Annotated in this window: 21 protein-coding genes and 1 pseudogene; 7 read left to right on the top strand and 15 right to left on the bottom strand. The window is 39.8% G+C overall.

Annotated elements, in window-relative coordinates:
* Positions 1 to 9: 9 nt before the first annotated feature.
* From A7456_RS05520 to der, 13 genes are all read right to left on the bottom strand, one after another.
* Positions 10 to 216 (bottom strand): YgaP family membrane protein, encoded by a 207-nt coding sequence (locus A7456_RS05520; RefSeq protein ID WP_065255386.1) that lies wholly within the window; start codon positions 214 to 216, stop codon positions 10 to 12.
* A gap of 10 nt (positions 217 to 226) precedes the next feature.
* Positions 227 to 610 (bottom strand): rhodanese-like domain-containing protein, encoded by a 384-nt coding sequence (locus A7456_RS05515; protein WP_062498237.1) that lies wholly within the window; start codon positions 608 to 610, stop codon positions 227 to 229.
* A gap of 24 nt (positions 611 to 634) precedes the next feature.
* Positions 635 to 1951 carry an FAD-dependent oxidoreductase gene (locus tag A7456_RS05510; protein WP_227713295.1) on the bottom strand — a complete coding sequence of 439 codons (1317 nt, stop codon included), beginning with the start codon at positions 1949 to 1951 and terminating at the stop codon, positions 635 to 637.
* 105 nt (positions 1952 to 2056) lie between these two features.
* Positions 2057 to 2422, bottom strand: coding sequence for an HvfA family oxazolone/thioamide-modified RiPP metallophore (locus A7456_RS05505; protein WP_145916068.1), 366 nt, complete (start codon positions 2420 to 2422; stop codon positions 2057 to 2059).
* An 89-nt stretch (positions 2423 to 2511) separates the two neighbouring features.
* Positions 2512 to 2727, bottom strand: a complete 216-nt coding sequence (locus tag A7456_RS05500) for a hypothetical protein (protein ID WP_051225941.1) — start codon at positions 2725 to 2727, stop codon at positions 2512 to 2514.
* Between the two features lie 170 nt (positions 2728 to 2897).
* Positions 2898 to 4112, bottom strand: a complete 1215-nt coding sequence (locus A7456_RS05495) for an RtcB family protein (protein WP_067008393.1) — start codon at positions 4110 to 4112, stop codon at positions 2898 to 2900.
* 691 nt (positions 4113 to 4803) lie between these two features.
* Positions 4804 to 5658, bottom strand: coding sequence for a metallophosphoesterase family protein (locus A7456_RS05490; protein WP_067008390.1), 855 nt, complete (start codon positions 5656 to 5658; stop codon positions 4804 to 4806).
* A gap of 1 nt (position 5659) precedes the next feature.
* On the bottom strand, positions 5660 to 6151 hold the full coding sequence (locus A7456_RS05485) for an aminotransferase class IV (protein ID WP_158512487.1): 492 nt from the start codon (positions 6149 to 6151) through the stop codon (positions 5660 to 5662).
* Between the two features lie 104 nt (positions 6152 to 6255).
* Entirely contained in the window at positions 6256 to 7017 is a 762-nt protein-coding gene (locus A7456_RS05480) for a hypothetical protein (RefSeq protein WP_067008384.1), read from the bottom strand.
* A 3-nt stretch (positions 7018 to 7020) separates the two neighbouring features.
* Complete coding sequence (locus A7456_RS05475) at positions 7021 to 8001, bottom strand: DNA cytosine methyltransferase (RefSeq protein WP_067008381.1); 981 nt, start codon at positions 7999 to 8001, stop codon at positions 7021 to 7023.
* On the bottom strand, positions 7998 to 8612 hold the full coding sequence (locus A7456_RS05470; protein WP_265091094.1) for an NgoPII family restriction endonuclease: 615 nt from the start codon (positions 8610 to 8612) through the stop codon (positions 7998 to 8000). The genes A7456_RS05475 and A7456_RS05470 overlap by 4 nt, the downstream gene beginning before the upstream one ends.
* Positions 8581 to 8853, bottom strand: a complete 273-nt coding sequence (locus tag A7456_RS11900) for an NgoPII family restriction endonuclease (RefSeq protein WP_265091093.1) — start codon at positions 8851 to 8853, stop codon at positions 8581 to 8583. Before A7456_RS11900 ends, A7456_RS05470 begins: the two co-directional genes overlap by 32 nt.
* 8 nt (positions 8854 to 8861) lie before the next feature.
* Positions 8862 to 10280, bottom strand: coding sequence for a ribosome biogenesis GTPase Der (gene der, locus A7456_RS05465; RefSeq protein WP_066888725.1), 1419 nt, complete (start codon positions 10278 to 10280; stop codon positions 8862 to 8864).
* A gap of 447 nt (positions 10281 to 10727) precedes the next feature.
* Between der and A7456_RS11535 the strand changes: the two genes are divergently transcribed.
* The 7 genes and pseudogenes from A7456_RS11535 (at position 10728) to A7456_RS05435 (ending at position 16772) form a co-directional block, all read left to right on the top strand.
* Complete coding sequence (locus A7456_RS11535; RefSeq protein WP_169816055.1) at positions 10728 to 10892, top strand: hypothetical protein; 165 nt, start codon at positions 10728 to 10730, stop codon at positions 10890 to 10892.
* Between the two features lie 150 nt (positions 10893 to 11042).
* The gene (locus tag A7456_RS05460) at positions 11043 to 12008 is read left to right on the top strand and encodes a hypothetical protein (RefSeq protein ID WP_227713294.1); all 966 of its coding nucleotides are present in this window, start codon (positions 11043 to 11045) and stop codon (positions 12006 to 12008) included.
* Complete coding sequence (locus A7456_RS05455; RefSeq protein ID WP_082995458.1) at positions 11993 to 13177, top strand: MFS transporter; 1185 nt, start codon at positions 11993 to 11995, stop codon at positions 13175 to 13177. The genes A7456_RS05460 and A7456_RS05455 overlap by 16 nt, the downstream gene beginning before the upstream one ends.
* 169 nt (positions 13178 to 13346) lie before the next feature.
* Entirely contained in the window at positions 13347 to 14744 is a 1398-nt protein-coding gene (locus tag A7456_RS05450; protein WP_067008376.1) for a Na+/H+ antiporter NhaC family protein, read from the top strand.
* Positions 14744 to 15385: a maleylacetoacetate isomerase gene (gene maiA / locus A7456_RS05445; protein WP_067008373.1), complete on the top strand. Its 642-nt coding sequence runs from the start codon at positions 14744 to 14746 to the stop codon at positions 15383 to 15385. Before A7456_RS05450 ends, maiA begins: the two co-directional genes overlap by 1 nt.
* A 26-nt stretch (positions 15386 to 15411) precedes the next feature.
* A complete protein-coding gene (locus tag A7456_RS05440) occupies positions 15412 to 16113 on the top strand; it encodes a CoA transferase subunit A (protein WP_067008371.1) in 702 nt (233 codons plus the stop codon).
* 20 nt (positions 16114 to 16133) lie between these two features.
* A pseudogene (locus tag A7456_RS05435) lies at positions 16134 to 16772 on the top strand (3-oxoacid CoA-transferase subunit B).
* 81 nt (positions 16773 to 16853) lie between these two features.
* On the opposite strand, the gene bamB reads toward A7456_RS05435, so the two are convergent.
* Positions 16854 to 18032, bottom strand: coding sequence for an outer membrane protein assembly factor BamB (bamB, locus tag A7456_RS05430; protein ID WP_067008368.1), 1179 nt, complete (start codon positions 18030 to 18032; stop codon positions 16854 to 16856).
* 126 nt (positions 18033 to 18158) lie between these two features.
* Complete coding sequence (locus A7456_RS05425; protein WP_067008365.1) at positions 18159 to 18968, bottom strand: YfgM family protein; 810 nt, start codon at positions 18966 to 18968, stop codon at positions 18159 to 18161.
* Positions 18969 to 18984: the final 16 nt, after the last annotated feature.

The raw sequence follows: 18984 nt of genomic DNA, 5'->3' as shown, positions 1-18984 counted from the left end.
TCTGTCTTTTTACTTATTGAGGTTTTTATTAGCATGGTATTTACAGGTGCTGATGCCCAAAAGATGATAAATGGGGCAAAAATTCATAAAGCCTGTCAATAAAGGCACAAGCCCAACGATTGCCCACCACGAACCAAAATAAGCACCCACACCAATAATAACGACACCCAAAACAATTCGCACGATTTTATCGGGTTTGCCAACATTAATTTTCATAAAAAATCCCTTAACGATAGCCTTGTTGTTTTAAATCTTCATAACCACCGTGATTGGTAACATTGGTATAACCCAATTTAAGCAGTTGCGTACGAGCAACCTCGGCACGTCTGCCACTACGACAATATAGATTGATGGGACTGTCTTTATTAGGTTCAATGGCAAAGATACGTTTGGTGATATCATCAACAGGGACATTGATGCTATCTGTCAAATGACCCGCTTGATATTCTTCTGGGGTGCGAACATCAATCCAAACGCCTTTTGCCTTTGGTGTGATTGGTGTTTGAACCTGTGTTTGGGTTGTATTGTCTTTGATGGGCATGTTGGCAAAACTGTTACATGCTGTCAATCCAAACACACCCATGATGATGGTCAGAGTAAATTTTTTCATAACATACCTTTATAAAAAACCATTTTAAAATTGAGCAAATAAATCATTTAATGATTCGCTCATGGTTGGATGCGTAAAAATCTGTCCTTTAAAATAATCTGCTTTAACGCCATTATCCATTGCCAGTTTAAATAAGTTGATAATCTCATGGCTGTCATCACAAAACAGCGTAACACCCAAAATCTCATTGGTGTCTTTATCCACAACCGCTTTTAATAAACCTTTGGTGTTGCCTGTCATTTTGGCTTTAACAATGTTTTGGGCAGCTAAGGTTGCTACTTGATAATTTTTACCACTTACTTGGGCTTGTTTTTCACTCATGCCAATTTGTGATAAAGGCGGTGTGATAAAGACGCTGGTTGGGAAGATATTGCGGTCAGCTCTTTGGCGTGTGCCACTGCCAAACAAATCATCTGCCACAATGCGATAATCATCAAGCGAGATATAAGTAAATTGTGGTGAGCCTGCAACATCGCCCATGGCCCAAATATTGTTTGTGGCTTTTAGTTTATCATCACACACCACATAACCACGCTCATCTAATTGCACGCTTGTGTTTTGTAGGTTTAGACTGTTTGTGTTGGGCTGTCTGCCAATGGCAATAAGCACGGCATCAGCATCTAGGGTCAGTTTATCGGTGATGACCTGAGTGTGGGTATCTTGATGTCTAAACTCTTGGACGTCTTGTCCCAAATGCAACTCAATACCACGCTCATCTAACAAATCAAGGACAATTTCACGCACATCATCATCAACGTTTGCTAAAAACTCCTCCGACCGCTCAACAATGCTTACTTGACTGCCAAAGGCGTGATACATAAAGGCAAATTCAAGAGCGATGAATCCTGCACCCACGATGACCAATCGCTTGGGGGCGGTTTTTTGCGTATCGCCTAAGTTTAACAGCCCTGTACTGTCATAAATACGCTCACCATCCACGCCTGCCACGTTTGGCATGATGGGGGTTGCACCTGTGTTGATAAAAATCCGCTCAGCACGCACCGTCTCGCCTGTAGATAGGGTAACGGTATTATCATCAACAAAACTTGCCTGTGCGGTAATGACACGCACGTTTGATAAATCATTGATTTTGTTAAAATTTGCTTCACGCAAAGTACTGATAAGGGCATCTTTGTTTTGCATGGCTTCATCAAAACCATCCGTTTTGGCTTCATGAATCAGTTTTTTTGAGGGAATACAGCCCACGTTAATACACGTTCCACCATACATTTTGTCCGATTGCTCAACCAAAACAGTACTCTGACCATGTTTATCAAACAGTCCCGCCAATGTTTTGCCTGCTTTACCAAAGCCTATGATTAAGTTTTTGGTTTGTATCATTATTTTTCTCCGACTCACCCATCAAAAAGAGCGTTAAATAAGTAAAAAGAACGAAAGTCAAGGTTACAAAACATCATAACCTTGTATTTGCCATCAAAAAACTGTTTATTTTGAACCGCCACAACTGGCATTAGCGTTTTTATCAGTGCTTGCCCCACAAGCAGCAGATGCTGATTTGTCAGCATTGGCGGTACTTGCTCCACAACTGGCAGACGCTGATTTGTTGTCCCCCATGGTCGCACTACATCCTGCTTCACCGCATTTACCCTCACCGCATTTGCCTTCGGCGGTTTTGGTGTCGGAGACGACTGCTTGATTAGGCTGTGCGACGGCAGGCTGGGCGGTATCAGCATTTTGATAGCCTTGTGCCAGTGGCTGTGCTTGCATTTTTTCCTCTTTGCAAGCACTCAGCCCTGTCGCCAGTAAGGTTGCTGCTGCAAGGCCTGTGATTTTACGGTTAAGATTTGACATAATAAACTCCGATTGAACATCATAAACCATTCTATGATATACCTTAGACGGACGTGGAGCAAATATCTTACAAAAAATTTGAAAAATTTTTAAAAATTATTGTCATACCCCTTATGTTTTAGGTGCAAACGTATTTTAGCACGCTCTTTTTTATGGCGTGTTTTGGGGTTGTCTTTATCATGAACACCACCCTTTTTTAATAAAGGGTTTAAGGCGGTTTGGTTGCGTACTTTAATCGCACTTGGGTAAATTGGGTGATTTGCCAATTTTTCGCCAAGTTTGATAAGCTCTTTTTGGTTTTTCATATTATTTTCCTATGTTGGACTAAATCAAAATATATTTTAGAATTTGGACGTATAAGGGTAATTTATTCACCCCAAAATCCAAATTTAACACAGAGCAAATGTAATTTGCCCCTGCACTTATTTTACAAAATGACAAATAAAAAATCAGATAGTAGTCCAAAAATCATTCATCACCCCTTAATACACATCACCTGCTTTAAGGTATGCACAACCTCCACCAAATCGGTTTGGTTTGCCATGACCTCATCAATATCTTTATACGCCTGTGGAATTTCGTCCAACACGCCCTTATCTTTACGGCATTCGATACCGTCCGTTTGGCTCACCAAATCCGCCAAGCCAAACTCACGCACCGCACGCCCCCTGCTCATTTTTCGCCCTGCCCCATGCGAACACGAACAAAAACTCTCGCTATTGCCACGCCCACGCACGATATAGGATTTCGCCCCCATAGAGCCAGGGATAATGCCAAGCTCGCCCTCATAGGCACTAATCGCCCCCTTGCGAGTTACATAGACCGAACTGCCAAAATGCCTCTCACGGCTGACATAGTTGTGATGACAGTTTATCGCCTCTTTGGTTACGGTAAAGCGGGGAAATTGTGCGTCTTTGCTTTGTAAGGCTTTGATAATGAGTCTCATCATCTCCTTGCGGTTTTCAGTCGCATAGTCCTGAGCCCAGCCCACCGCCTCAATATAATCCTCAAAAAACGGCGTACCCTGTGCCAAATACGACAGCTCACGGTCAGGAATATAACCAAAACACGTCTCATTCACTTTTTTGGCAAGACTGATAAAATACTCGCCAATACACGAGCCAATCCCACGAGAACCAGAGTGAAGCATAATCCACACATCATCGTTCTCGTCCACGCACAGCTCAATAAAGTGATTGCCACCGCCCAACGTGCCAAGCTGTTTTGCCCACGTTCTGTCAAAGTTACTCATCATTTTCAATAAACCCTTGTGCTTGTCGGTAATTTTTTTGAGACGAATGGCAAGCGGGTCAAGCGTACTCATTTTTGCCATGATTTGCTTGTGCTTTTCAAAGCCGACAGGGACGTGTTTTTCAATGGCAAGGCGGGCAGGTTTTAGGTTGTCGGGCAACTGCTCTGCCTTGATAGACAGGCGTAGGGCGTTCATGCCACAGCCAATATCCACGCCCACCGCAGACGGAATGATTGCCGATTTGGTCGGAATCACGCTCCCCACAGTCGCCCCCTTGCCCGCATGAACGTCAGGCATGACGGCGATATGGCTATGGATAAATTGCAACTGGCTCATCGCGTAGAGCTGATTTAACGCCTTTTGTTCCACGTCTTTGGTAAAGATTTTGACAGGCACGCCATTGTTGCCATTTTCATTTAAAATAAGTCCGATACTCATAAAATTATTTCTCTTTTGGGTTGGTTTGGGGATTTAGATAAAGGAGCATTAACATTAGCACAAATTTATGATATGTAGGTGTAGGGACGTGCTGAGCACGTCCAATAAAATCGTTATATCATCAAGATGTGTGCAACACGCCCCTACAAAGCCTGTGATAAATATTAATTTCATTAGGTGTATTTAAAAAAAACCAAATTTTTGATATAAAACTCCCCAACCAAAAATCATTCAATTTTTAGCTAAAACAAATAAATACAAATTAAAAAGACAATACTTCCCCAATCATTTTTAAATATAAAAATGATAAATAAATGATAAAATTTTGGGAAAAGAAAACCGTCAAAAATGATAAAGCAGTTTATCAATTTTTAAGACAAATCTTAGCGATTTTTTGGGCAAATTTTAGACAATAAAAAACGGTGAAAGCCTTGTAGATTAAGGCTTGCCACCGTCTTTATGTGTTTGGCTTGATATAAGGCTTATATCAAAAATGATTTGCCCAAACAGTCAAAACGGCTGGTCTTTTTTGAATTACAAAGATTGTAAGATACAGACATTGTTTTACTCCTATTGCTGTTTGGGTAAATGAAATGCACCAAGCGTATTTGGTGCGTGAATGTGTATATGATAAGCGATAAAAATAAAAAGTCAAGGGGTTTTTAAAAATTTTTATAAAAATCCCAAACAGTCATATATATCGCCAACTTTCTTTATCAAAATGAATAATGTCAAATAATGGCACGCTTTTTATGCTGATATTCTCTTTGTCTTTTTCTAAAATTATCATAGAGCCTGTTTCTAATTTGCCTTTTTGATTAAATTCCAATTCTTTGATTTTTACCGATTGGGTAATGCGATTATCAGCAAGTGTTTCATGATAAGGCTCGCCCGTATGCCCATAAAAATGATAACAAAAAGCGATATTATCCAACGCGTCTGCCACGTCAGATAAACCATAACTACGAATACTTTCGATTGGTTTGTCATGAGTGATTAAAATATCTATGTCGCCACAGGCTTTATAGAGCTTTTTTAATTGTTCTCGTTCATAGTTTTGGATAAACGTTTTATGCTCTCGCCCTTTTCTATCGCCAATTCGCCCAATGCCCAATAGGCTAATGCTGTCGGTGTCATTGGTTAATATGAGTGGAAAGCCTGTTTTTAATACCCGAATTTTTTGATAACAATCAATATGAAAATAAGGCAAATTTTTATCGCTGTTATTTTCTAAATTATCCAAAAAATCATGGTCTTCGTGATTGCCACGCACGGTATACATGGGGATATTGAGCGTATTTAAAAATTTGGCAATGTCACTATCCATTTTGACAAAATTATCCATAAAACCCAACTCATCTCTGTCATGTCTGGCGTGTCTTAATGTCGCTTTATCCATGTTGTTTTTGTCAGGAAATACTCCCATGTCGCCACATTGAATAATGGCATCAATCGCTTGTCCTGTCAGGGTTTGATAATAATCCACCAATTTAAAGGGTAATAAAAATTTACCATGAATGTCTGCAAAAATCGCCAATCTTAGCATATCATTCCTTAATATTTTTAATTAACACCGCCCGATTCTCATCAAAAGCATTTAGGGCATTTATCATCATCACTTTTTCATATTGCCAAATGTTATTTTTATCAATATTTGCCAAATGAATTTTTTGAGCTTCCAATAAATAAGCCCGCTGCACTCCTTTTAATAATGGTGTATTTGGTGTGTACCAAATATCATCTTTTAAAAATAATAAATTGCCAATAGAACAATCCGTAACCAAGCCGTTTTTTATAATGATAATTTCATCACAATCGCCCTTTTGGGATAATAACTGATTTAATAAATTTCTATCATCATATTTATAAGCATAATCTATACTATCACATTCTATTATTTTAAAAGATTGAATGGATTTTGGGATGTAATCAAAATATTCTACTTTTATGCTATATTTATCATAAGTAACACGACAACGGATAAATTTATTATCAAACTCATCAGAAATATTAACAATATTGGCAATATCATCAATCATCGTTTGACAATGCAAAAATAACTGCCCCTGTTTAAATCGTCTATTGTGATAATCCAGATTTAAAATACGCCCATTATTTATGGCAAGCGTCTCAAAAAGCATGGTTAATCCAGTTTTTTCCATTTGATTTCAAATGCTGTCATCTCGCCCACAACCGTTTGTTTTAGGTCTCGTGCCATCTCAAATGTGGTTGGCGATGTGGGGATATGCACCGCCATCAGCTCAGCTTGGGTCTGCGGATAGCGTGGGTTTTGGGCGGGGTTGGCGTAGCCGTGTGGGTAGATGGGAATGCCGTTTGATAGGTCGTATTTGTCGCTGGCACCAAAAGCGTGTAGGCTCTCGTGGGCAATGACCACATTATTATTAGCACCTCTTTTTGATGCCCCAAACAGATTAACAGTACCAATACGTCCATTTTGTAGGGCGGTTGAGGTCTCGGTGATGATTTTTTTACTGGGATGATGGTACTGCAAAAATAGCCGTAAATTGGTTGGTACGCCAATATCGTGAGTGTGTTTATAAGCATAATAGCGAAATTTTAAACTCCAAATAATGGCATCAATCACAGTGCCATTTCTAGGTACGACAGGGGGCACAACCTTAACCTCTTGCCCTAACCGATAATAAAAATGGGCGTTTTGACCATATTTTTTACTTTGGGCATTCAAATAATTTTCTATCTCTTGAAAATCTTTGTCAGATAGACTTGCAATATACCCAGCAACCTCTGGCGAGTTATCTACGTTAATAGGATACATGGCAACATAGACAGGCTTTTGCCAATCGTGGTTCTTATCACGAAAGCTATTAGTAGCGACGATGAGTAAAATGCAAAGTAGGATAAGAATGCGGATGTTTTTGAACATGGTTTATTTTAGATAATCAATAATTTTATTTGCTACATGATAAGCCAATTTAATGGGTACAGCATTACCTATCATTTTATAACCATCATTTACCGATGAATAAACGAATTCAAAATTATCAGGAAAACCCTGTATTCTGGCACATTCTCGTACTGAAAGACGGCGGTAGCTATCTGTTTTGAATTTATCAAATTCAAAAATGTTCTCAGCTAATTTTGTCATTCTTGGAGCATCAGGATGTTGCGGAGCCTGTCTGCCACTGGCTTGGATGGTAAAAGATGGCTCATGCCATAAACGCACACGGTTTCTGCTCATATAAATGCTAGAATAACCGCCAATAAAGTACTCATGATTAGAAATAATACAGTCTTTACCATTGGTTCTATTATTTTCTAACGCTGGTACGGCACTGTCTTTTAAATCCCAAATCACATCTTTTAAAGATATCTTATGCTCAATTGGTTGTGGAAAATCAAAATCATCAATCATTAAATCGTGACGAAAACCAACATAAAAAACTCTTTTTCGGTTTTGAGCAGTTTCAAAATCATACGCATCAAGCATCTTAATAAATACCGAATAACCAGCCTCCTTAAAAGAGGTAATGATATTTTGCACCGCTTCATGATGGCGTCTTGCAAGCATTCCAGAAACATTTTCTGCCACAAAAAACTTAGGCTGTTTGGCTTTTAAAATCCGAATATAATCAAAAAATAACTGCCCCCTTGCATCATTTATACCACGTAATGAACCCGCTTCACTCCAACTTTGACACGGTGGTCCACCGATAATACCATCACATTCTGGAAAATCATCATTATGAAATTGACGAATGTCACCCTTTAATAAAGGCGTTTGATGATTCTTTTCATAAGTTGCCCAAATGGATTTGTCATATTCATTTGCTAATACAATATCAAAACCTGCTTGCTTAAAACCCAAATCCATGCCACCTGCTCCTGTAAATAGACTAATAATATTCATTGCATGGCTCCAATAAAAAACTGGATAAGTTTGGCAGGTCTTAATTGGGCTGGATTGTTGGGATTTTTGACTTTAATATCAATTAAACTGGTGTTGGGCGTTTTATTAATCAATTTTATCAATTCATCAGTATTAGAAAATGATTGCCATTTTTGATCATTGATGATTGCCATGAAGTTAAATTGATGATTAAAATTTCTTTGATAAACATAATCAAAAACCTTAAATGGATTTTCAATATGCCACATGCCACGCACACGTAAATTCGTAATACCCAGTGGATCAATACGTTTAATTTTACCCAGCTCTTTGGTTGGTGTAAATTCAACATTCTGTATCATTTCTACACCTGTTTTGATTCTATTTTTAACTGTTTCATAAATTTCTTGCTCAGCACAATAATCATCGCCATAAATAAAAGTTAAGGCATTTAATCGCCCATTATCAACAATACCTACCACATAAAGCATATCTTTTACCATCCAACATTCTGCATTCTTACACGCTTTATTTAGCATTGGATTGTCAGAGAGTAATTTTGCCTTTGGATAACTGGAATTTAAAGCCAAATCTGAATTTCTACTTTCTATTTTTTTTAACTTCAATCGCATCACCACCTTTTAACATCATATCTGGTGGGTTACTACTATTGCCAAAATAAGAAAAACACTCAGAAATTTTCACATTTCTATCATTGGCATCTAAGTCAAAATCACCCAAAAATAAATCTTGAACATAACGTTCTAGGGCATCACCAACATTATTGATACGGTTTTTTCCCAAATAACTTTCTTGCAAATCAATGATTGGATATTGAATTAAATGAATGATTGCATTAATGATATTTGCCATGAAACACCTTACCCTCTCTTCTTATCCCGTTTTTTAAACCCAGCAATACGTTTACGCTCTCGCATGACTTTGGCTTTATTTTTGATGACGGGATTTTTTTTACCTTGATATGGGTTGGCGTTTTGTTTAAATTCCACATGAAGGGGTGTGCCTTCTAATTTAAATACCTCACGATAGATATTTTCAAGATATCGCTGATAGCTTTTTGGCAGACTGCTTGTTTGGTTGCCATGAATGACAATGACAGGTGGATTATGACCACCTAAGTGAGCATAACGAAGTTTGATACGGCGACCACTCACCATTGGCGGTTGATGGGCCGCCACAGCATCTTGCAAAATCTGCGTAAGACGAGATGTGGACACCTTAAACATGGACGCATCGTACGCCTTATGGATGGATGGATACAGATTACCCACACCATTGCCATACAAGGCAGAAATCAGATGAATCTTAACCCATGGGATAAAGTGAAAACGTCTGTCCATTTCAATTTTGACACTGTCTTTTTGGTCCTGAGTGAGATTATCCCACTTATTAATGGCAATCACAATCGCCCGTCCTGCATCTAAGGCATAGCCGAGCATGTGTAAATCTTGGTCCACAATGCCCTCATGAGCATCAATCACCAACACAACCACATTCGCATCTTTGATGGCCTGCAAGGTTTTGATGACACTAAATTTTTCCACTTTCTCATCAATACGCCCACGCCGTCTTACCCCTGCGGTATCAATGAGTGTATAAGTTCGCCCCTCTCGCTCAAAAGGGATATAAATGCTGTCTCTGGTTGTGCCTGGCATATCAAACACCACAACACGCTCCTCACCCAAAAGGCGATTGACTAGCGTGGATTTGCCCACATTCGGGCGACCGATGATCGCTAATTTTAAGCCATCTGCCTTGGAATCTTCAACGACTGTTTCAGGCATATCAGCGGTGATGATTTCAAGTAGGCTCGTTACGCCCTTGCCATGGCTGGCACTGGTAGGTATCGGCTCACCAAAACCCAACCCAAAAAACTCAGCAATGGACGCATCATGTACGCCATCTGTTTTGTTGGCTACCAAAAAGACAGGTTTGCCCAGCGTGTGCAAAAACCTAGCAATCTCCTCATCACTTGGGGTAAGTCCTGCTCGTGCATCCACAACAAACACAACCATGTCTGCCTCGTAAATGGCGGTGTATGATTGTGTCGCCATGTAGTCATCAATGTTACCCTTGCCATCATCAGCCTCGCCAATACCTCCTGTATCAATGGCGATGAAAGATTTATTTTCAAAAAACACATCGCCATACTGACGGTCTCGGGTCAGTCCTGCCAAATCAGCAACTAGGGCTTGGCGGGATTTGGTGAGTTGGTTAAACAGCGTGGATTTGCCCACATTCGGGCGACCTATAAGGGCAACTACGGATTTTAAGGACATGGTGTTCTCAGTTGTTATTTTATAAAACTTGCTATTTTAACATAAAATTGCCAAAGTGGGGCATTTGTCAATTGCCAACTTAGAACATACCAGCAAGAAATACACCAGCAGAACATCACTCCCATGCCTTAGCATACCCCTTTAAAAATCGTAAAAAGGCACTCATGGCAGGCGTGAGAGAACGCCTTTTATGGATGATGGCGATACCGTTAAGATTTATATGAATGACAAAGACAGCAATAGTATTTTTGGTGAGATTATCAATACGATGAAGACAGAGTTTTAATTGTATTGAAATTATTAAAAACACCCACGCCAGAATTGATTTGTGTGGGTGTTTTTTTGATACTTGTTCTTCTTAATTTTTTTCAAGATAGGTCTTGACTTTTGTTATTATTCTGATATGGTTGTCAATGACCTATATCACTATATAACAAGGATATCACTATGGATATGATGACTGATTTGACCCTCCAAGACTTCAACCCACTAAGCAAGCATGTAAAATATGCACAGATGCCAGATGAACCGCCAGCATCAACGATGCGTAGCGGTCAATCTCAGATTGTGGATTATCATTCCACGATTGCATTCACACCAAATAATGTTTGATGAGAAAATAATATTTGAAACTTTTTTGTATTATAAAAATCACCTACAAGACTTTCAAACACACAATAAAGCCACAGACTTTATTACTTCCATCAATGGCATTATACAATTCCAAATCGTGATATGCTTGCGATATCCAATGATGTTGATATGGACAATTATATTACACGACTTGAACATATGAACCAAAATAATGATTGGTGTATTGCTTATTTTGGCTTACATACTATCAATGCACAGATTTGGGATATAGCAAGAAATTTTGCTCATATTATTTACAATAATACCGATAAAAAACCAACAGGACGAGTAGATGTAGATTGTTTTTTGGGCAATTATGCATCAACACATTCAGGCGTGCATGTAGATTATGCACATAATTTTGCTTTTACTCTAAGAAATGGCAAAAGTATGTATACTTGGTCGCCCAATCAAAAAACAGTAAAAGGACTAAAATATCCACACTATGAACAATACAAGGATAGTGCTACAATCATTCAAAACCGAAGTGACAATATTTGTTATTTTCCTTATGACTATTATCATGTAGCAGAGAGTAAAGGTGCTACTTCTTTAGTTGTAAATATCGCATTTTGGGAAGACAATGATGATGTTGATACCATATTTGAACAAGTTGGTAAGAGTTTGTTTGTTGGAAGTGATGGTTTAAATCATATTAAATTCAATAATTTTCCCAATCACAATTTTAATTCTGGATTGGTAAGCCTAAGCGATGATAATCTTGATATTATTCATCATATTAGAAGTAGACTGAATGAGTTTAATATAAAACTTAAAATAATTGCCTATCAGCTTATTAAGACAACCAGTTTGGGTTTGTTTGTTCCTAGACCAATACAAAAACAAAAAATGGATTGTCTTTTCTTAATAAAAGATAATAATGCTGTATTGCAGTGGATTAGATCGGACGATATGTTAATTATATCATCTAATGGTCATTGTTCCTGTATTTCTTATCATCAAGATATTGACATTTTGTTAAATTATATTTTAAACAATAAGGTTATTGATATTGAGAGATGTGGGCAAGAGAATATCTTTGCTGTCATAAATAAATTATATTTATGGGGGTGTTTGGTATGCGCTACCCGCTAGTTATTATTGCAGTCGTTGTTTTGGCACTAGGAAGTTTCGCTGATGAAGCAATGTTGGTTAGTTTTGCTCTTACATTAGCTAGTGGTGACTCAAAAAATTTAACCTTACTATATACTCTGTCTATGATTGGTGGTGTTACTGCCAGTCGTAGTGGTGCGTTTATTTTGCCAAAAATTAGTGAAAAGATTATTTTACCCACTGTGTTTTTTCTACAAGGGTTGATCATACTTGCCTTTTATTTTTTTGCTAATTCAGCATTGTTGATTTTAGTTCTTAGTTTTTTATTGGGGTATTTGGGTTCGCTACTGTGGACTGTGTTTTTATCAGTGTTGCCAAATTACTTTTCTAACAATTTAACTCTTGCTAACAAATTAACTCAAACCATTAAAAACGCTGGATTTGTTTTTGCTCCCAGTTTAACAGGATTGGCATTTGGTTTTATTGAGAAGGACTTGGTATTTATTTTGTCAGCCATTAGCTTTTTTTGTTTTATTTTATTGATGTTGAATGGTCATCATTCTAATAAGCAACAACCAATAGATGAAACATCAAACAATAATTATATTATTTCTTATCGGCAATTTATAAAAAACCATACTATTCAAAAAGTTTTATTATTTTTTACGATTACTATTTCTTTAACTTCCGCATTAAATATTATTATCATTCCTTATATCAATCATCGGTTAAATCTTAATCCATTTATTTATGGGACAACTTTATCTATGATGAGCCTGGGTTTATTAATTAGTCCAATGTTATTTAGTGACTTCTTTAAAAAAATAGGACAGGTTTCTGGTGCTTATTTGGCGGCTGGGTTAATGGGTGTTGGTATGATGGGGTTTGGTTTGGCAAGTATGTTGTCTAATTATTGGGTAATTTTTGTTTTATTTTTTTCTGGATTGTTAATTGGTGTCGGAAATGGTGTGCAAAATACGCTTATGAGTGAATTTATGCTCAATTTTTGTGGAAATTATACTAAACAACTAATGCCTCATTATGTATTATCACTGCAATGCTGTGTGCTGCTTGGATTTGCTATAACTTTTTTAATTAAATCAGAGTTGATTATTTTAAGTTTGCTTTTGTTTGGATTTATTGTTGTGGTATGCGGTGTTTTGGGTGCTTGGGTAAACAGTCATATAATACAGGAAAAATGGGAAATATAGTTAAATACATTATATTTCATAAATGACAATTATTTTTTAAAAACCCCATAAGTACCCCCATAAAATCATATTTATTTATGGGGTGTTTTTGATTATAATGACATTTATTTTAAATGATGGCAAAGGTTTATGGTAATATAATGCCATCATCAGGTAATAAGGAATTGTTATGAGCAATCAAACCCCTCTTCTAAACTTAACCCCCAAACAAGCCGTCCCCATTGCTGCTGTTGTGGTCTTTGTGCTTGCCCTTACGATGATAAAATGGGGCTTTGTGCCTTTGTTGTCGCTTTTGATTGTCATTTTGGGTCTGTTGATGTTTGGGCTTACCAAAGGCATCAGCTTTGAGGCGATGCAAGATAGAATGATTGGTGGTGTTGCCACAGGTATGGGGGCGATTTATCTGTTTTCAGCAATTGGACTGTTGGTATCGGCACTCATGATGAGTGGGTCGATTCCAACACTCATTTATTATGGATTTGATGTATTATCTCCTAACATGTTTTATTTGTCCGCCTTTATCCTAGCAAGTGTGATTGGGGTGGCACTCGGTAGCGGTTTTACCACTTGTGCAACAGTGGGTGTGGCATTTTTGGGCATGACCGAAGCCTTTAATGCCAACCCTGCCATGGTCGCAGGTGCGGTGGTCTCAGGGGCACTCTTTGGTGATAAGATGTCGCCATTATCTGACACGACAAGCATCGCCGCCAGTATCGTGGGCATTGATTTGTTTGAACATATCAAAAACATGATGCACACTACCATACCTGCATGGCTCATCTCGGCGGTGGTGTTTTTTATGCTATCAGATGGTGGCAGGGCAAACTTGGCGGATGTGGCAGTGTTACAGGACAATTTGTTAGCAAGTGGCTTGGTACATGGCCATGCCCTGCTCCCCCTTGTTGTGTTGGTTGCCCTTGCCATCATGCGAGTGAACGCCATTTACGCCATATCAGCAACCATCATCGTATCACTTGCCATCACTTATACCCACAGCTCGCCCACTCTTGCTGATTTGGGCGGATGGTTCTTTACAGGCTATCAACCTGCAAAGGACTTGGAGCTTGGTCAGGTTGGACGACTGGTATCCAGAGGCGGATTACAAAGCATGTTTTTTAGTCAGATCTTGGTAATTTTGGCACTAAGCTTGGGTGGTTTGTTGCACGCTTTGGGGGTATTGCCTGCCCTGCTGTCTGCCATATCCCATCTGCTCACTCGTGCCAGCCGTGCGGTATTGGCAGCGTCTTTGACGGCATTTGGGGTCAATTTTTTGGTGGGCGAGCAGTATTTGAGTCTACTGTTATCAGGCAATACCTTTGCCCCTGAATTTAAACGCTTGGGATTACATCCCAAAAATTTAGCACGTACGATAGAAGACTCAGGCACGGTCATCAATCCTTTGGTACCATGGGGCGTGTATGGGGTGTTTTTGACAGGAATATTTGGCATGCCCGTGCTGGATTATGTACCGTATGCCGTATTTTGTTACAGCTGTTTACTTTTGACGTTATTTTTTGGATTTACAGGAATAACAATGACAAGGCTTGAATCCACAAAACAGATATGATGAAACTTTATACTTATTTTCGCTTATCGGCAAGCTATCGGATACGCATTGCTTTACATTTAAAAGGCTTAAATGCTGACCATGTGCCAGTTCATTTGGTCAAAGGCGAACAAGTTGGGGCGGATTATCTTGCCAAAAACCCCCAAGGGCTTGTCCCTGCCCTTGATGTGGGCGATGGTCGCATTATCATGCAATCGCTGGCAATTTTGGATTATCTGGAAAACACTTACCCCAGTATACCCTTACTGCCATCAGAGCCCTTTGACCGTGCAACTGTATGGACAATGTGTCAGATGATAGCATGCGACACTCACCCACTTAACAATCTTAAAGTTTTAAAATACCTACAACAACGCCTAAATGTCAGCGATGATGATAAGCGGGCGTGGTATGCCCATTGGATACATGAAAACTTTACTGCCCTTGAAAAGCTACTACAAAAGACGGCGGGCAAATGCTGTTTTGGTGATATGCTCACGCTTGCTGACTGTGTGCTGATACCACAGGTATATAACGCCAACCGCTTTGGGGTGGATTTGTCCGCCTATCCAACCATTACCGCCATTGATGAGTATTGTGGTATCTTGCCTGCCTTTATTAAAGCCCATCCAAAAAAGCAGGCAGATTGTGATGTAAGCTAGCCAAAAGATAATCAAAAGGAATTTTTATGACAAAAGTATATGACAATGCCAAATCCGCCCTTGCTGACATTGTGGCGGATGACCAAACCATTGCAGTAGGGGGTTTTGGACTGTGTGGCATCCCAGAGGCTTTGATTTATGCCCTAAAAGAGACAGGCGTTAAGAATTTGACTTGTATTAGCAACAACGCAGGTGTGGATGACTTTGGGCTTGGACTGTTGCTACAAACCCAGCAAATCAAAAAAATGATCGCATCTTATGTTGGCGAGAACAAAGAATTTGAACGCCAATTTCTATCAGGTGAACTTGAAGTGGAACTTACCCCACAAGGCACACTTGCCGAAAAACTTCGTGCAGGTGGTGCAGGCATTCCTGCTTTTTTACAAAAACAGGTAACAGGTATAGGAACGCAAGTTGCTGACGGTAAAGAAATCCGAGAGTTTGACGGAGTGAAGTACCTGATGGAGCACTCACTGGTTGCTGATGCGTCGCTTGCTAAGACATATAAAGCAGATAAAATGGGTAACTTGATATTTAATAAAACCGCTCGCAACTTCAATCCTGATGTCGCAACCGCAGGTAAAATCACGGTTGTAGAAGTTGAAGAGTTGGTAGAGACAGGCGAGCTTGACCCTGATGAGATTCATCTGCCAGGCATTTATGTGCATCGTATCGTGGTCAATGCCAATCCTGAAAAACGCATTGAACAACGTACCATTAAAAATTAACATATTAACAAGGAATAATCATGGTCTGGACAAGAGAACAAATGGCACAGCGTGCTACCAAAGAATTACAAGACGGCTATTATGTCAATTTGGGCATCGGTCTACCAACATTGGTTGCCAATCATATCCCAAAAGACATGACAGTCATGCTCCAATCAGAAAATGGACTTTTGGGTATTGGAGCATTCCCTACCGAAAGCCAAATTGATGCTGACTTAATCAATGCAGGCAAACAGACCGTAACTGCCCAAAAAGGGGCGAGCTTTTTTAGTTCATCACAATCGTTTGGTATGATACGAGGCGGTAAAGTCAATCTTACCATTTTGGGGGCGATGGAAGTATCTAAAACAGGTGATTTGGCAAATTGGATGATACCAAATAAAATGGTCAAGGGCATGGGTGGTGCGATGGATTTGGTGGCAGGTGTTCGGTATGTCATTGTACTCATGGAACAGGTCAATAAGCATGGCGAACCGAAGATTTTACCAAAGTACTAACTGCCCCTGACAGGCAAAGGCGTGGTCAATCGCATTATTACCGAGCTTGGGGTGTATGATGTTACCGACAAGGGACTGGTTTTGGTAGAACTTGCAGACGGCGTAACTTTTGAAGATGTGCAAAGAGTAACACCGTTACGGTGCATCAAAATAATTTGGTAACCAAAGAGATGAACAATGGGGCAATATCTCTCGCCCCTTGGTTCGTATTTACCTAGTTCGTATTTACTTGTTATTTATCACTCAAAACTGCCAGACTGTTACCACATCTTGACTGCTTTGAGTGTATAGACGGTTTTGTCGCACTTGCAAGCTGGTCAGTTGCCCTTTGGTGTTTGTGCGACTGATGATTTTTCCTGTATTATCAAAAACATGCACCACGCCATCTAAGTCGCCCACTGCCACATGATTGCCGATGGTAACAGGGTTGGTCAGGCGACGATATTTTAATTCACTATTTTCCCACACCACATCGCCCGTCATCGCATCAAAAGCAACCACATCGCCATGAATGCTTGTGCCGATGAGTTGATTGCCCAGTAGAGCAAGTGATTTGGTGCTGGCAAGCTCGCTGACAAACAAAGCACGCCCTGTACTCATGTCAAATCCTGTCAATTGCCCACTATAACTTGGTACATACAAATATTGACCTACCACCAGTGGCGTGCCATCAACATCACTCATCTGATGCACACGACTGCCACCGATTGCACGCCCTATCCGACGTGTCCACAGAGGTGTGCCTACCTGTGGATTAATGGCATGAATACGCCCATCTGCTGTGCCAAATAATGCTGTATTGGTATCCAAATGAATGGGCGTTGCCGCACCACGTACGCTGATGGTAGGGTTTTGAGTGCTAAACTGCCATACCTGATTACCATCATTGGCATTTAGGGCATAAATCACGCCATCGTTGGTCAATATCATGACACGACCATCACCAATAAGGGCAGGGGCAAGAGATGAGCTTGATAAATTTCGCTCCCAAACCACATTACCACTCATTGCATCAAATGCTACCACTTTGCCTGAGCGAGTGCCAACCACCGCCAGTCTGCCATCAGTTGCCACGCCACTGGTGATGGTATCGCCGACATTAACCGACCACGCCTGCACATTGCCATCAAAGGCACTGACCACACCTGTACCGCTGGCAGCGATGAGCATATTACCCAGCTGAGCTACTTGCAAATCAATCACATCTTTTTTATTGGCATAACTCCCTTTAAAACGCCCACCCGCTTGGGGCAAGGAAAAACTGGCAACTTTGTTTAAGATTACCATCTCGTTATCAATCTTAACAAGTTTGGCAGGGGTATTTTTAGGGGATTTACTGCGACCAAAACGATCGCACCCTGTGGCAGTTAATGCCAGTACAGCAACGCTTGCCACGGTCAATGATTTGGTGATGTGCTTCATACGAATCCTTATTTGATTTATGTATTTTGATTGTGGTTTGGTATCAAAACGCCTTTATTTTAGCAAAGTTTTGTTTGTCATGCGTTAATAAAAAGCATGCTTATCTTATATTGCCATTTTATGTCATCATCGCTCATGAACCTGTGCTGTTTTATTCGCACCTGCATCATCATCAGATGACATCTTGCTTACATTGTCCTCTTGGGCATTACGTGCCGTGCTTGCATCCGCCTTAGGTGTTGCTACCACCTGATGCTTGGGTGTGATGGTTGTTGGTGTCATGCCCAGTGCCTGCATTTTTAGGTTCAGTAAAGAGCGACTCTCGCCACGTTCAGACAACTCATTCCATGCCAGCTGGTAGGCTTGTTTGGCATTGTCATCATCATTTTTTAGGACGTAAATGTCTCCCAATAACTCCTGCTTTGAACTGGTAAATGCCCCAGGAAACTCACCATTGACCAATGTCAAAGCCTCATCAATACTGCCCTCTGCCATGAGTGATTGCCCCAATCTTAGTTTGGTGATGGCTGTTAATCCCTCATCATCCAAATTCATCTGACTTGCCTGTCTTAGGGTTGCTGATGCCTTAGTGTGTTGACCATCATCTGACTGATGGCGAGCCTTTATCATAAGAGCCTGCCACGCATAAGCACTTTTGGAATGATTTACCACCAATTCATCAATATCAGCAAATAAAGCCTCCTGATTCTTGGCAGTTGTTTCTTTATCAGTTTGATGGGTAAATTCATTATTTTTTTCGGTGATTAATGTATAACTGTCTGCTGCCACCGTATCAATCTTGGCATAGTTTTTTTGATAAAAATCCCACCCAAAATAACCCACCAATACCAAAATGATCGCCCACACAATTTTGTTGCCGTGCATTTTTAGGGCAGACATGGCTTGTTTGTCATTTACGACCAATTCATCACTCATTACTAGCTGTTCCTTA

Origin of the sequence: Moraxella nonliquefaciens (assembly GCF_001679005.1) — a bacterium.
Classification (GTDB): domain Bacteria; phylum Pseudomonadota; class Gammaproteobacteria; order Pseudomonadales; family Moraxellaceae; genus Moraxella; species Moraxella nonliquefaciens.
Note: the sequence above shows the minus strand (reverse complement) of the source record. Positions and strands in the feature narration are given on the sequence as shown.

Bases quoted from the DNA above. Each gene is read 5' to 3' on its own strand.
- A7456_RS05520 (WP_065255386.1), bottom strand. From the start codon at position 216: ATGAAAATTAATGTTGGCAAACCCGATAAAATCGTGCGAATTGTTTTG.
- A7456_RS05515 (WP_062498237.1), bottom strand. From the start codon at position 610: ATGAAAAAATTTACTCTGACCATCATCATGGGTGTGTTTGGATTGACA.
- A7456_RS05510 (WP_227713295.1), bottom strand. From the start codon at position 1,951: ATGATACAAACCAAAAACTTAATCATAGGCTTTGGTAAAGCAGGCAAA.
- A7456_RS05505 (WP_145916068.1), bottom strand. From the start codon at position 2,422: ATGTCAAATCTTAACCGTAAAATCACAGGCCTTGCAGCAGCAACCTTA.
- A7456_RS05500 (WP_051225941.1), bottom strand. From the start codon at position 2,727: ATGAAAAACCAAAAAGAGCTTATCAAACTTGGCGAAAAATTGGCAAAT.
- A7456_RS05495 (WP_067008393.1), bottom strand. From the start codon at position 4,112: ATGAGTATCGGACTTATTTTAAATGAAAATGGCAACAATGGCGTGCCT.
- A7456_RS05490 (WP_067008390.1), bottom strand. From the start codon at position 5,658: ATGCTAAGATTGGCGATTTTTGCAGACATTCATGGTAAATTTTTATTA.
- A7456_RS05485 (WP_158512487.1), bottom strand. From the start codon at position 6,151: ATGATTGATGATATTGCCAATATTGTTAATATTTCTGATGAGTTTGAT.
- A7456_RS05480 (WP_067008384.1), bottom strand. From the start codon at position 7,017: ATGTTCAAAAACATCCGCATTCTTATCCTACTTTGCATTTTACTCATC.
- A7456_RS05475 (WP_067008381.1), bottom strand. From the start codon at position 8,001: ATGAATATTATTAGTCTATTTACAGGAGCAGGTGGCATGGATTTGGGT.
- A7456_RS05470 (WP_265091094.1), bottom strand. From the start codon at position 8,612: ATGCGATTGAAGTTAAAAAAAATAGAAAGTAGAAATTCAGATTTGGCT.
- A7456_RS11900 (WP_265091093.1), bottom strand. From the start codon at position 8,853: ATGGCAAATATCATTAATGCAATCATTCATTTAATTCAATATCCAATC.
- der (WP_066888725.1), bottom strand. From the start codon at position 10,280: ATGTCCTTAAAATCCGTAGTTGCCCTTATAGGTCGCCCGAATGTGGGC.
- A7456_RS11535 (WP_169816055.1), top strand. From the start codon at position 10,728: ATGGATATGATGACTGATTTGACCCTCCAAGACTTCAACCCACTAAGC.
- A7456_RS05460 (WP_227713294.1), top strand. From the start codon at position 11,043: ATGGACAATTATATTACACGACTTGAACATATGAACCAAAATAATGAT.
- A7456_RS05455 (WP_082995458.1), top strand. From the start codon at position 11,993: ATGCGCTACCCGCTAGTTATTATTGCAGTCGTTGTTTTGGCACTAGGA.
- A7456_RS05450 (WP_067008376.1), top strand. From the start codon at position 13,347: ATGAGCAATCAAACCCCTCTTCTAAACTTAACCCCCAAACAAGCCGTC.
- maiA (WP_067008373.1), top strand. From the start codon at position 14,744: ATGAAACTTTATACTTATTTTCGCTTATCGGCAAGCTATCGGATACGC.
- A7456_RS05440 (WP_067008371.1), top strand. From the start codon at position 15,412: ATGACAAAAGTATATGACAATGCCAAATCCGCCCTTGCTGACATTGTG.
- bamB (WP_067008368.1), bottom strand. From the start codon at position 18,032: ATGAAGCACATCACCAAATCATTGACCGTGGCAAGCGTTGCTGTACTG.
- A7456_RS05425 (WP_067008365.1), bottom strand. From the start codon at position 18,968: ATGAGTGATGAATTGGTCGTAAATGACAAACAAGCCATGTCTGCCCTA.